The 12,162-nt window shown below is 39.4% G+C and carries 15 protein-coding genes; 3 read left to right on the forward strand and 12 right to left on the reverse strand.

The window, feature by feature from the left end:
* Positions 1-36: 36 nt before the first annotated feature.
* The gene (locus tag NST21_RS19490) at positions 37-678 is read right to left on the reverse strand and encodes a helix-hairpin-helix domain-containing protein (RefSeq protein WP_340890778.1); all 642 of its coding nucleotides are present in this window, start codon (positions 676-678) and stop codon (positions 37-39) included.
* Positions 679-783: 105 nt separating this feature from the next.
* On the opposite strand from NST21_RS19490, the gene comER reads away from it, so the two are divergent.
* On the forward strand, positions 784-1,614 hold the full coding sequence (comER, locus tag NST21_RS19495; protein WP_223305467.1) for a late competence protein ComER: 831 nt from the start codon (positions 784-786) through the stop codon (positions 1,612-1,614).
* Between the two features lie 102 nt (positions 1,615-1,716).
* Here comER and NST21_RS19500 read toward each other — a convergent pair whose 3' ends face one another.
* Genes NST21_RS19500 through NST21_RS19535 form a run of 8 tightly spaced genes read right to left on the reverse strand, consistent with a single transcriptional unit; the run spans position 1,717 to position 6,729 of the window.
* Positions 1,717-2,460: a class I SAM-dependent DNA methyltransferase gene (locus tag NST21_RS19500; RefSeq protein ID WP_056528588.1), complete on the reverse strand. Its 744-nt coding sequence runs from the start codon at positions 2,458-2,460 to the stop codon at positions 1,717-1,719.
* Positions 2,457-2,813: a ribosome silencing factor gene (gene rsfS, locus NST21_RS19505; RefSeq protein ID WP_053347024.1), complete on the reverse strand. Its 357-nt coding sequence runs from the start codon at positions 2,811-2,813 to the stop codon at positions 2,457-2,459. The genes NST21_RS19500 and rsfS overlap by 4 nt, the downstream gene beginning before the upstream one ends.
* The gene (gene yqeK, locus NST21_RS19510) at positions 2,813-3,385 is read right to left on the reverse strand and encodes a bis(5'-nucleosyl)-tetraphosphatase (symmetrical) YqeK (protein ID WP_340890782.1); all 573 of its coding nucleotides are present in this window, start codon (positions 3,383-3,385) and stop codon (positions 2,813-2,815) included. The genes rsfS and yqeK overlap by 1 nt, the downstream gene beginning before the upstream one ends.
* Positions 3,375-3,944: a nicotinate-nucleotide adenylyltransferase gene (locus tag NST21_RS19515; RefSeq protein ID WP_098177875.1), complete on the reverse strand. Its 570-nt coding sequence runs from the start codon at positions 3,942-3,944 to the stop codon at positions 3,375-3,377. Before NST21_RS19515 ends, yqeK begins: the two co-directional genes overlap by 11 nt.
* 11 nt (positions 3,945-3,955) lie before the next feature.
* On the reverse strand, positions 3,956-4,246 hold the full coding sequence (gene yhbY / locus NST21_RS19520) for a ribosome assembly RNA-binding protein YhbY (protein WP_053347027.1): 291 nt from the start codon (positions 4,244-4,246) through the stop codon (positions 3,956-3,958).
* Positions 4,240-5,082, reverse strand: coding sequence for a shikimate dehydrogenase (aroE, locus tag NST21_RS19525; RefSeq protein WP_098177874.1), 843 nt, complete (start codon positions 5,080-5,082; stop codon positions 4,240-4,242). The genes yhbY and aroE overlap by 7 nt, the downstream gene beginning before the upstream one ends.
* A gap of 19 nt (positions 5,083-5,101) precedes the next feature.
* The gene (yqeH, locus tag NST21_RS19530; RefSeq protein ID WP_376102761.1) at positions 5,102-6,211 is read right to left on the reverse strand and encodes a ribosome biogenesis GTPase YqeH; all 1,110 of its coding nucleotides are present in this window, start codon (positions 6,209-6,211) and stop codon (positions 5,102-5,104) included.
* A complete protein-coding gene (locus NST21_RS19535) occupies positions 6,208-6,729 on the reverse strand; it encodes a YqeG family HAD IIIA-type phosphatase (RefSeq protein WP_056528576.1) in 522 nt (173 codons plus the stop codon). The genes yqeH and NST21_RS19535 overlap by 4 nt, the downstream gene beginning before the upstream one ends.
* A gap of 464 nt (positions 6,730-7,193) precedes the next feature.
* Here NST21_RS19535 and NST21_RS19540 point away from each other — a divergent pair, with 464 nt between their 5' ends.
* Positions 7,194-7,334 (forward strand): sporulation histidine kinase inhibitor Sda, encoded by a 141-nt coding sequence (locus NST21_RS19540; protein ID WP_082527682.1) that lies wholly within the window; start codon positions 7,194-7,196, stop codon positions 7,332-7,334.
* Positions 7,335-7,391: 57 nt separating this feature from the next.
* Here the strand turns inward: NST21_RS19540 and NST21_RS19545 are convergent, their stop codons facing one another.
* Positions 7,392-8,177, reverse strand: coding sequence for a phosphatidylserine decarboxylase (locus tag NST21_RS19545; protein WP_340890785.1), 786 nt, complete (start codon positions 8,175-8,177; stop codon positions 7,392-7,394).
* A 135-nt stretch (positions 8,178-8,312) separates the two neighbouring features.
* Between NST21_RS19545 and pssA the strand changes: the two genes are divergently transcribed.
* Positions 8,313-8,852, forward strand: coding sequence for a CDP-diacylglycerol--serine O-phosphatidyltransferase (gene pssA, locus NST21_RS19550; protein WP_056528566.1), 540 nt, complete (start codon positions 8,313-8,315; stop codon positions 8,850-8,852).
* A gap of 64 nt (positions 8,853-8,916) precedes the next feature.
* On the opposite strand, the gene NST21_RS19555 is transcribed toward pssA, so the two are convergent.
* Together NST21_RS19555 and sigK are read right to left on the reverse strand one after the other, a co-directional pair.
* Entirely contained in the window at positions 8,917-10,707 is a 1,791-nt protein-coding gene (locus NST21_RS19555; protein WP_340890787.1) for a M3 family oligoendopeptidase, read from the reverse strand.
* A gap of 661 nt (positions 10,708-11,368) precedes the next feature.
* Positions 11,369-12,091 carry an RNA polymerase sporulation sigma factor SigK gene (gene sigK, locus NST21_RS19560; RefSeq protein WP_053347035.1) on the reverse strand — a complete coding sequence of 241 codons (723 nt, stop codon included), beginning with the start codon at positions 12,089-12,091 and terminating at the stop codon, positions 11,369-11,371.
* Positions 12,092-12,162 lie beyond the last annotated feature (71 nt).

The raw sequence follows: 12,162 nt of genomic DNA on the forward strand, positions 1-12,162 counted from the left end.
CTTCTTCCTGTCCATTTGTGTAGAGAATTCAATCAATCATTTTACGGAAATAGAATCCTTTAATTTTTCAAACGTTTTATCACCGATCCCTGATACATTCTTCAATTCATCTATCTGCTTGAATTTCCCTATCGTATCTCTGTATTCAAGGATGGCCGTTGCTTTTGATGTGCCAATCCCAGACAAGGTTTCTAAATCCTCCTTTGTGGCTGTGTTCAAGTTAACCTGGCCCCTTGAACTCTCAGATGCCCCTCCAGTAGCCACAGTTCCGCTCGAGGCGGCTGATGCATTCTCGGGAATTTCTATGCCCTCTTCACCTATTTTGGGTACGTAAATGACCATTTGGTCCTCAACAAGTTGGGCAAAATTCACTTTATCCTTATCGGCCTTGTCTGTGAAACTTCCCGCTTTCGAAATCAAATCAATCACCCTGTCACCTGCCTCCGCAGTAAATATACCAGGTGCTTGTACCGCTCCCTTTACATCGACTTTAATGATAAGAGGTTCTGCCTCCGTTTCAGTTGTCATTTCATCAATGCCATCGTTTGCTGATACTGCAAAGATATCTTCTGTTTCAACCAGTTCCTTCCCAGGTTGAAAGAAAAAGTAAACTCCTACCGCCCCAGTAGCTACTGCAGCGGCAATCATCGCCATTTTCTTTTTTAATATTTTATCCATTTCTTAGCCTCCTTCTTTGATTTCGAACATTACATTGTCATAGGACAGATTAAAAATACATAGTGTTTTTAGGAGATTCGCTTTTAGTGAGAGGAGTTGAAAGTATTGAAGAAAATCGGTGTAATTGGAACAGGCAATATGGGAACGATTTTAATCGAAGCGTGGCTGGAGGCTAAAATACTAAATCCGGCTGATCTACTCATTACAAATAGAACGCTCTCCAAAGCATTGGTGCTGAAAGAAAAGCATCCCGGTATCGAGGTAGCGAAAAGCGCCGCCGAGATCGTCCAACAGGCAGACTTTATTTTTCTCTGCGTAAAACCATTACAAATTCACAGCCTTTTACAGGGCATCAAACACCATATAAAAAGAGAACAACTACTTATCTCCATTACAAGCCCGCTTTCAGTGGCACAGCTTGAATCAGAAGTGAATGCTCCATGCGCCCGTTTTATCCCAAGCATAACGAACCGTGTGGGATCAGGGGTATCGTTACTGAGCTTCAGCAAAGGGTGCAGCAAAGAGACACAGCAATCCTTATTTAATCTGGCATCTGCCATATCGGCACCGGTCATCATTGAAAATGATATCACCCGGGTAGCTTCCGACATTGTAAGCTGCGGACCTGCCTTCTTTAGCTTTTTAGCACAAGCTTTTATTGAAGCCGCATGTCAAACAACGAAGATAGATAAAGAAACCGCAACGACTTTGACCGAGAACATGCTGATTGGGTTAGGTGAATTGCTTGGTAAGGGAGTTTACACATTACCGACCTTACAGGAAAAGGTTTGCGTAAAAGGTGGGATCACAGGGGAAGGAATTAAGGTTTTAGAAGCTGAAACCGGAGAAATGTTTCATCATCTGTTTCAAGCGACACACGAAAAATTCGCAGAAGATCTTCACGAGGTTGAAAAACAATTTGGCCATCCTTATTAATATTCGCATCCGAAATCTATTCTCCTTCTAAAAATATAAAAAAATAAAGGGTCAGGCCTCCTTTCGCACAGTGGTGTACGATAGGAGGCCTGACCCCTTGATTTATTTTCTGGCTACAAATAAGATTCTTTCGGTTTCTTTACCGACCGGTGCTTCTTCAAGGTCCGCCAGAAGTTCAGAAACTTCAAAACCTGCTTGTTGCAACCATTTTTTATATTGCTCAACCGGATAGGTACGCTGATAATGCAACTCATCAAAACGGTCGTACAAGCCACTATCATTGTCCCTCACGAAAAAACTTAAATCATGTTCAACACTGTATGCTTCTTCACCCGGGAAGCAATCCCAAATATAGGAGACCTCTTCATCATTGACGGCAAACGTATTATTGTGAAAGATTTCTTCCATCTTATAAATAGTATGAACATCAAACAAAAATAATCCGCCATCCTTCAGATGTTCATGCACCCTGGAGAACGTTTTTGCAATATCCGCTTCCTCACGTAGATAGTTCAACGAATCACAAAAAATCGTGACACAGTCATATAGACCAAGCCCTTCGAGTTCTGCCATATTCTGCTGAAAAAAGGGAATCGATAACCCTAGCTTCGCCGCTTTTTCATTGGCAACCATCAACATTTCATCAGACAAATCTACACCAGAGACATCAAATCCATGCTGCGCTAGTTCTACTGTTATTTCCCCTGTGCCGCATGCTAAGTCCAGGACTTTCCTTCCACCAATTCCGTACTGTTCCAGCTTCGCCGTCAGGATCATCAGCCATTTTTCATAGGGAGCGTCCTTCATCAATTCATCGTATACATAGGCAAAGCGTTCGTAAGTCATGGAGTCAATTCACTCTCTAGATCTTCAAAAGGTGCATCTCCCCATAAACGTTCAAGGTTATAATAATTTCTTTCATCCTTATGGAAAATGTGGGCTACAACATCTCCAAGATCAACAAGTACCCATTTCGCTTCCTCAAAACCTTCAAGGCGTTTTACATTGATCCCTGATTCGTCTGCTTTGCTCTTCATTTCTCGAGCTATAGCTTGTACTTGTTTTTCAGAATTACCATGACAGATTAAAAAGTAATCCGCCACCAAAGAAATACCTTGCATATTTAGAGCAACGATATCCTCCGCTCTTTTATCGTCCGCCGCTTTTGCTGCAATTACAAGAAGTTCACGTTCAGTCATTACATCTTCTCCTTCAAATTCATGATTAAATCATTATATGTCTTAAATGTATCAGGGTAAATTGCCTGATTTCTTTTCATTAAAAATACAACTGTATTCCTTAAAGCTTGAATGACAGCACGATCCAAGTTTTCCTTTGCTGTCTGCCTTACTTCGTCGACTCCAGGAAAAGAACGCCCAGGCTCAATATAGTCAGCAAGATATACGACCTTATCCAAAAGGCTCATACCGACCCTGCCTGATGTGTGATAGGCAATCGCATCCAATATTTCACGGTCAGTGATACCGGCTTCTTTTTCTACCAGATAAGCCCCTACAGGAGCATGCCACAGTTCCATATTGAATTCAAGTAAATCTTGCGCCATTTTTTCAGAGATTATTATTTGCTCCATTTCCTCTTTTGGACGAAATTTTGCGTAATCGTGGAAAATAGCTGCTAGTTCCGCTTTTTTGACATCTGCACCATACAGTTCGGCAAGTTCTATTGCTGACTCGACCACGCCCAACGTATGAATATACCTGCGCTCGGTTATTTGTTCTTTGACGAGCGCTAATGCTTTCTCACGATTCATATAAACCATTCCCTTTAATATACTTCACCACTGGATCTGCTATTAAATATTTCACGGTTTTTCCTGTTCGCAATTTCCTTCGTATCATAGAGGAAGAAATGAACATTTGTGGAACCTTCACCATCGTGATTGGATATTCTGTCTTTTCATTATAGCCGGGACGTTTCACTCCGACAAAATTGACTAGGTGCATAAGCTCGTCGATCCGGTGCCAATTAGGTAAATACTCAATCATATCTGCACCTATTATAAAATAAAATTCATTGCTTGGTTCGCGTTCTTTTAGCAATTTAATCGTATCATACGTATAGGATGTGCCTTTTCTTTCTATTTCAATATCCTCAATATAAAAAGATGGGTTTCCAGCTATGGCATTTTCCAACATAGCCAACCTGTCCATATCGGTTACTTCCTCCGTTTTTTCCTTATGAGGAGGAACATGATTTGGCATGAATCTAATTTCATCTAACTCTAGAGCATCCAGCACTTCATTAGCTATAATTAAATGACCGATATGAGGAGGATTAAATGTACCGCCAAGAATTCCAATTTTTTTCATAGATAGGTTCCTTAAGGTAGTTTAAGTTGTTTGTTTTCTTTTGATTCTTTATATAACACAATTGTGTTACCGATAATTTGAACCAATTCTGCTCTTGCCCCTTTTGATAATGCAAGACCCACATCATTACGGTCTTCTTCACAGTTTTGCAATATGCTAACCTTGATTAGTTCGCGTACTTCTAGCGCCTCACCAATTTGTTTAATGAGATTATCATTAACCCCGCCTTTTCCAACTTGAAAAATTGGATTTAGGTGATGGGCCTTTGATCGTAAAAATCTTTTCTGTTTACCTGTTAACATGTGTTACCTCCTAGTTTGTTCGAGACAATATCTGTCATTCTTGCTGTATTAGGCATGATGCCCGTCCATATCTCAAAAGCGAGCGCACCCTGGTAGACAAACATACCAACACCATTTTGCGTTTCCGCCCCTTTTTCCCTCGCTTCACGAAGTAATTTCGTTTGCAAAGGGTTATAGATGATGTCACTGACAAATGCATCAGCCTTCAATTGGTCCAACTTCAACGGAGAATGTTCAATGTGCGGACTCATTCCAGAAGAAGTTGTTTGGATGATTAAATCATATTGTGATAAGCTTTCTTCCGCTTCGGCAATCGTGAGCGCCTTTGATTCTTTATCATATGGGCAATCAGAAACAAGGTGGGCTGCTGTTTCCATTGTCCGGTTTGCAATATCAACGTGCTTTACACCTTCTTTTACAAGTGTAAAATAAATCGCACGTGCAGCACCGCCCGCTCCGATCACTAACGTTTTTTTAGCCTTAATGTCACCTGATATTTCATCGCATAAAGATTTATAAAATCCTATTCCGTCTGTATTATACCCTATAAATCGTCCATTTTCGTTAATAACTGTATTAACCGCCCCAATTGCAAGGGCCAGCTCATCTACTTCATCAAGAAGTGGGATGACCGTAGTTTTATGAGGAATCGTGATGTTAAACCCTGCTACACCAAGGGCTTTCATACCCTGTACCGCTTCAATCAAGCTCTCTGGTTTTACATGAAAATGGTGATAAACCGCTTCTATATTTTCTTTTTCAAATGCATCATTATGAATGTCCGGAGACATCGAATGCGCAATTGGATCTCCTATTACCCCATATATCTTATTCATAGACAGACGACCCCTATATTTAGATTAATGATTTACGAACTATGACGTTCACACCTTTTGGAACGTGCGCAACGATCTTCGCACCTGGTTCATTGACAGTTACCCAGCCAAGGCCTGAAAACACAATATCCATTTTACCATCTTTTAAGGAGAATTCATGAGGAACAAGCTTCGGAAATTCTTCCATCTGTTCAGGACGCGGAGGCGTCAGCAATTCTCCTGCATGATTTTTATATAATTCATCCGCTTTTTCCAGTTTTGTCCGGTGGATATTTAACTCATTCGAAAGATAGCAAGTCAGCGAGCGTCTGCCACCCGAAACATAGTCCAACCGAGCCAAACCGCCGAAAAATAGCGTTTGCTCTTCATTCAGCTGATACACTCTCGGCTTGATTTCCTTCTTCGGCATAATCACCTTGAAATCACGTTTATCTACATAATGAGCCATTTGATGATGATTAATGATTCCTGGTGTATCGATCAAGGCCTGTCCATCATCTAGAGGAATTTCAATCATATCCAAAGTTGTGCCTGGAAAATGAGAAGTCGTGATGATATCCCCTTCACCACTCACTTCTTTAATAAGACGGTTGATGAAAGTCGATTTACCAACATTCGTACAGCCAACAACATAGACATCTTTATCCTGACGATACCGTTCAATCGCATCAGCAGCTTCAAGAATATGCTTTCCTTTTTCGGCACTGACAAGGAGAACATCAACCGGATTCAATCCCAGTTCCTTCGAAGATTGTTTCATCCAATTAATCAATTTGTTCGGCTTTACTGATTTGGGCAGTAAGTCCACCTTATTACCAATTAAAAGAACATCATTTCTGCCTACAAAGCGATGAAGGCCCGGCAGCCAGCTTCCATTGAAATCAAAAATATCGACGATTTTGACGATTAATGAATCGGTTTCGCCTACTTTATTCAAGATTTTCAAGAAGTCATCGTCTGTTAAGGAAACATCCTGAACTTCGTTATAATGTTTCAGTTTAAAGCAACGCTGACAAACAATGCTCTCTTTTTCAAGTGCTGATTTAGGCGCAAAGCCTAATTCCTTCGGATCTTCCGTCTGGACCTTAACGCCGCAGCCGATGCACACTAATTCTTGATGATTGTTCAATTGTGATCCTCCCATTCTATCATTCCTTTTCGTTTAAAAAACGCCATAATCTTTCTTTCAAAATAACGATTGATTTTCGTTCTGAATTCGTCAGTCTGTGCGACAGGGACCACTAGGATGGTATGAAACCCACCTCTATTTCCGCCCAATACATCCGTCAATAACTGATCGCCGATTACCACTGTTTCCTCTACCTTCAATCCCATCGTCTTACGGGCTTTATGGAAAGCTTTCGCCATCGGCTTTCTAGCCTGAAAAATAAATGGAATATGAAGCGGATCGGAAAAAGCACGTACCCGTTTTTCATTATTATTGGACACAATCGTCACTAAAATCCCATGGTCCCGCATATTGTCAAACCATTTGATTAAATCAGGGGTAGCGGTCGGCCTGTCCCATTCAACGAGTGTATTGTCTAAATCAGTAATAACTCCCTTAATCCCTCTTTTTTTCAAATCTTGAGGATCTATATTAAAAATGCTTTTAACATGTTCACTCGGCAAAAATAATTTAAGCATATTGACACCTCTATAATTTTCATAAAATTTACCGTCTCCATCATATCGAATTTTTGGCTTACTTTCAAAAAAAATTAGGAACGAAGGGCTATCGGTAAAAAATCATCATAATGTAAGTTTTCTAATATGGAAAGGCATTTTTCGAAAAGACTAGAAAATCCAACTGTCTGAACAGACGAAAGAACTAATTATTACTAAAAGAATTCGACAAAAATTTCATTAACCTGACCTGTGGATAACTTTACTAACATTTTCCATACTGTTGTGTATCTATTCGTTCACCTTGTAAACAACTTAACCACAGGTTATCCACTTTCAACTGTGGATAACAGAACGATTGTTCTCTAGGTTTATTTCTGATACAGTAGGGGTACATCATGGATGACCTACTAATATATGCAAGTAATTACAAAAATATTCCTCGCAATCCCTACTGGAGGTGAGCAGCCGTAAATGGCGTTCTGATGCAAAAACTATCTGATGATCTGTTGCTGGAATCCTATTTTAAAGCGCAATATTTAAAGTTAAGTACCGATTTCATCCGCCTCATAGAAACGGAAATTCATCGAAGATCTTTGACACATAAAATCCGATCAATATTATAAAATGAAATACATAGGCTGACAAAACATGTCAGCCTTCTTATTTTTATTTGATGATTATTAAACCACTCTCATGTACCCAATCTTTTCACCGACACGGACATCAGCGGGAATAGATAAGTTTTCATCGAGTTGATAACTGTTTTTCTCAAAAAGCATCACGACTGTTGAACCAAAACTGAAATAAGAAAATTCCTGTCCTTTTTCTAAGTGATTCGATTCATCAGTAATAACGATGGAATTAATATACATGGCACCGACTTTCACCATTGCTAAACATCCCGCCTCATTTTGAAGCTCTGTTATTGTACGATAATTTTTCGATAATGGCTCTTTTCCATATTTCATTCCCCATTTATTAACAGGGTAAGACTTCTTTCCAAGCGTCCAACGTTTTACCACAGAACCCGAAATAGGCGCATGAATCCTATGATAATGACTCGGGCTTAAGTATAACACGAGATATTTACCACCTAGGTACTTTTCTAAAAAAAGCGCATCCCCTAGCATTTCCTCTATCGAATATACTTTTCCTTTTACTACAATTTTTTTATCCGCTCGAATTTCCCCTGCATCCTCGAGCACACCATCTACAGGACATGCTACTGCAGAAGATTCCGCCGTAATTGGCCTTGCCTCCCGCTTTAAGTGTCTTGTAAATAACTCATGCAGATTGTTGTAAGTTTTTAGGTCCTTACCAAATTCTTGTTGATTAAGGTTAAAAGTTTTTACATAAAATAAAATCAACGGCTTACTCCAACGAGATTGGCTAAAATGCTTTAATATACCTGACGAAAACCTTCCATTCGTCAGTTCAATAAGAATACGATAAAAAGATTGATACAAACAAAACCACTCCAAATTGTAAAATAATTCTAAAACCCCTTGCATAAATTGTGTTAAATAAAATATTATTATATAATAAATACTTATGTTTACTATATTTTGTTTTTATTTGTTTTATTTGAAAGGAGTGAAAAGATGTTTTTATTACACGCCCTAGATCAAACCATTAAAAAAGTGAAAGCCCAAACAGCAAATATACTTACTTTAATGAATTTATCCCTTGGTGGATTTGCAATAATTGCCGTGATGCACGGCCAATTGAATTTAAGCTTGCTTTTAATTTTCCTAGCTGCCCTTGCAGATCGCTTTGACGGTATGGTTGCCAGGAAGTTTAACATTGAATCGGAATTAGGTAAGCAACTTGATTCCATGTGCGATATTATTTCTTTCGGCGTTGCACCAGCTCTATTATTATACCAAGGAATTTTAATAGAATTCGGAGCTCCAGGCACACTATTTACGGTTTTTTACATCGGCTGTGGCGCATTTCGTCTAGCCCGTTTTAACATCAGTGAAAGCAATGGATATTTTACCGGCGTTCCGATTACCGTTGCAGGCTGTTTAGCCACCGTTAGTTATTTAGCCATTCCTTATCTCCACCCGGTCTTTTTCTTATCCCTCATGATTATATTATCATTACTTATGGTCAGTCCATTTAAACTGAAAAAAGTGTAAATGGGAAAGCGGATGTCCTAAACCGGACATCCGCTTTTTTGTTCTTATTTTAACAAGACCAAGTTTATGCTTTTTGAACTAGAGGATCGGTCAAACGCATGAACTCTTCGACATCCTCCAGACAGGCAGTAACCGCTTCTTCCCAAAAATCACGGGTAGTTAAATCCACGCCTAAATGTTTCTCTGCCAAGTCCTCGACCTTCATGGAACCGGTGTCCTTTAGTAAAGCAATATATTTTTCTTCAAACCCAGAAGGTTCTTTAAGCGCATTCGCGTAAATGCCTAATGAGAACAAGAATCCGAATGTGTATGGGAAATTATAAAACGGTACACCTGTTATATAGAAATGAAGCTTTGAAGCCCAAAACGTTGGATTATACTCACTTAGCGCATCACCATAGGCTTCTTTTTGCGCTTCAACCATTAGTTCATTTAAGCGGTCGGCACTGACATATCCCTGTTTTCTCTCATCGTAAAATCTTGTCTCAAATAAGAAACGAGCATGGATATTCATCAACAATGACACAGAGCGTTGAATTTTATCTTCTAAAAGAATCAGCTTTTCTTCCTCATTTGTCGCTTCTTTCACTGCTGCATCCGAAACGACCATCTCTGCAAACGTAGAGGCTGTTTCTGCCACGTTCATTGCATATGATCGATTCAATGGATGGATATCCCTCATCGCATATGAATGGAAAGCATGCCCCAATTCATGAGCCAATGTCGACACATTCGAAGGGGTGCCCGAATACGTCATAAAAATCCGGGATTGCTTATCCAAAGGGAAACTTGTGCAGAAACCGCCTGGCTTCTTTCCTGGTCTGTCTTCTGCTTCAATCCAGCTGTCTTCAAATGCTTTTTGAGTGAAGTTCGCTAACTGAGTTCCAAATTTAGAAAATTGCTGCACGATAAAATCTGCACCTTCTTGATAATCCATTACCTTTGACTCTGCTGTAACAGCGAGAGGAGCATCCAAATCAGCCCAACTTAATTTCTCCAAATCAAGTAATTCCGCCTTCCTATGTAAAAACTTCACTAGCGGCTCCTTATGTTCAGCAATTACGGTCCACATGCTCTCGAGGGTTTCTTTCTTCATCCTGCCGATTTCTAGCGGCTCCTTCAAAATATCATCCCAGCCTCTTTTTTCATTCACACTGAGACGAAAGCCTGCTAAATGATTCAAAGTCCGGGCAAAAAGATCACTTTTTTCATCCCAAGCCTGTTCCCAAGCAGTAAACAATTCATTCCGGACGTTTTTATCCGGATCAGAAAATTTATTAGCCGCCTGACCAACAGAAAGTGCTTCACCCTTAAAAGGGATGGTCATCGAGCCCACAATTGTATCATACATTTGGCTCCAGCCTTCAAACCCGTCCATGGATAGCTGGGTGATTAGTGACTCTTCCTTAACAGAAAGCCTTTCCTTCGCTCTTTCTCTACGTTCATTCAATACATATTTCAGTTCATTCAACGGCTCTTTATTGAGGATACTCTGAAAAAACACCTCATCAAGCTCCACTAGCTTTTCATCCAGTTTACTTACCACCGTTTTTAGTGACGCCACACTCTTCATTTGTTTTATTCGCAGTTGACCTGCCTTTTTATCCTGTGCATTTTGAGCTTCCAGGCATCCTATAAAGGCGCTAGCCTGTCTCGATTTCATATTTAAATTTTTATAAAGATCAAATGCCTGGATCAAACTGATTTCATCATTTTCTTCTGAATTTATCTTGCTTACAAGACGATCAAATTCTTGAACCTCTTGATTGATTTCATCTAAAAAAAGCAGGAATTCCTTAGAAGAGCTTCCTCCTTTAAAAAAGATATCCAAATCCCATGTTAAAGAATATTCCATTTTCTGTTTGCCCCCTTTTATCAATATACCTATTATAGAGGTTTTACCTATATTTTTCTAACTAAAAAGAATTTTCAGTAATTTTTCAAAACATTTTTCTATATCCATAATTAAAAGCATGTTATGATGGTTATATCCTTAGGAAAGGGGAAGGTTTACATGAAACTATTTATCCAGCTGTCAGCCATTACCCTGCTTCTTTGGACACTGCATATACCTCTTCAACATCACACACAGCCATTAAACCTTGAAGAACACACTGATGTTCATCACTGGGATAAGGCCGAGAAAAAGCTCCCGTTCATACCTTTCTTAGGTTCCTGGCAGGACGTTATCCTTTTTCTTACTTTCGAATTTTGTATTTTTAATTTTCTTTATTTTCACTCAAATCTTCGACGGAGATTTCTCAGCCCAGTCTTTTTCCAGGCGAATTACGTAACCACAAACTCTAAGATTTTATAAAAAAATAAAATCGAGGAGTGATGAACATGTGGTTCCGCCTAATAATGATTGGTGTCTTTTCTTTAACTGCTTCACGTCTGTTCCTTTCCCAAGGTATTGAGATTTATCATGCCTTTGCAGAACTATTCAGAAATAAATATTAAAACAAAAAGAGTGCGGGAAGTTTGACCCGCACTCTTTTTGCTTTAAAAAATGATTTTTATCCTTTTGCTTTCTTTTCTTTCTCTTTTTCCGCTCGATAAAACTCATGGAACATCTTCATCAAGGCACGTTTTTCAATACGTGATACATAGCTACGGGAAATCCCAAGTTCTTTAGCAATTTCCCGCTGGGTTTTTTCCTTTTTTAAATCTAGTCCGAACCGGCCAACAATGACTTCCTTTTCCCGTTCATCCAAAATATCAATATACTTTTTCACCTTTTCAATTTCCATATTGAGCTGAATCGTATCAATGACATCTTCTGATTCTGATTTCAACACATCAATTAAACTGATTTCGTTTCCTTCTTTATCCTGACCAATCGGGTCATGTAATGAAATATCCTTTTTCGTTTTTTTTGTTGCTCGTAAATGCATCAGGATCTCGTTCTCGATACAACGTGCTGCATATGTGGCCAGCTTCGTACCCTTTCCATCGGAATAACTTTCAATGGCTTTTATCAAGCCTATTGTCCCAATCGAAATCAGATCCTCTGTATCTTCGCCTGTATTCTCGAATTTCTTGACGATATGGGCAACAAGCCTGAGGTTATGCTCGATAAGAATGTTACGGGCATCACCATCACCCTCACCCATGAGCTTCAGGTATTTCTTTTCGTCCTGGGATGACAAGGGCTGGGGAAAAGCGTTGTTTTTTACATAGGAAACTAATAAGTAAAATTCTTTGATAATATAGCCTACAGCTGTAAGTATTCCGGGCATTGGTCTCATCCTCCCGTTTCTTTGGTTTCCCTATTCATAACTATGCAACAGTGGGCTTGTTCGTGTCTGTA

Source organism: Peribacillus sp. FSL K6-1552, assembly GCF_038005205.1.
GTDB classification, from domain to species: domain Bacteria; phylum Bacillota; class Bacilli; order Bacillales; family DSM-1321; genus Peribacillus; species Peribacillus butanolivorans.

Coding starts and splice junctions, on each gene's coding strand:
- rsfS (WP_053347024.1), bottom strand. CDS start 2,813: ATGACTGAACGTGAACTTCTTGTAATTGCAGCAAAAGCGGCGGACGAT.
- NST21_RS19540 (WP_082527682.1), top strand. CDS start 7,194: ATGCAAAAACTATCTGATGATCTGTTGCTGGAATCCTATTTTAAAGCG.
- NST21_RS19490 (WP_340890778.1), bottom strand. CDS start 678: ATGGATAAAATATTAAAAAAGAAAATGGCGATGATTGCCGCTGCAGTA.
- aroE (WP_098177874.1), bottom strand. CDS start 5,082: ATGAATAAGATATATGGGGTAATAGGAGATCCAATTGCGCATTCGATG.
- NST21_RS19500 (WP_056528588.1), bottom strand. CDS start 2,460: ATGACTTACGAACGCTTTGCCTATGTATACGATGAATTGATGAAGGAC.
- sigK (WP_053347035.1), bottom strand. CDS start 12,091: ATGCCCGGAATACTTACAGCTGTAGGCTATATTATCAAAGAATTTTAC.
- NST21_RS19535 (WP_056528576.1), bottom strand. CDS start 6,729: ATGCTTAAATTATTTTTGCCGAGTGAACATGTTAAAAGCATTTTTAAT.
- NST21_RS19555 (WP_340890787.1), bottom strand. CDS start 10,707: ATGGAATATTCTTTAACATGGGATTTGGATATCTTTTTTAAAGGAGGA.
- yhbY (WP_053347027.1), bottom strand. CDS start 4,246: ATGTTAACAGGTAAACAGAAAAGATTTTTACGATCAAAGGCCCATCAC.
- yqeK (WP_340890782.1), bottom strand. CDS start 3,385: ATGAATCGTGAGAAAGCATTAGCGCTCGTCAAAGAACAAATAACCGAG.
- pssA (WP_056528566.1), top strand. CDS start 8,313: ATGTTTTTATTACACGCCCTAGATCAAACCATTAAAAAAGTGAAAGCC.
- NST21_RS19515 (WP_098177875.1), bottom strand. CDS start 3,944: ATGAAAAAAATTGGAATTCTTGGCGGTACATTTAATCCTCCTCATATC.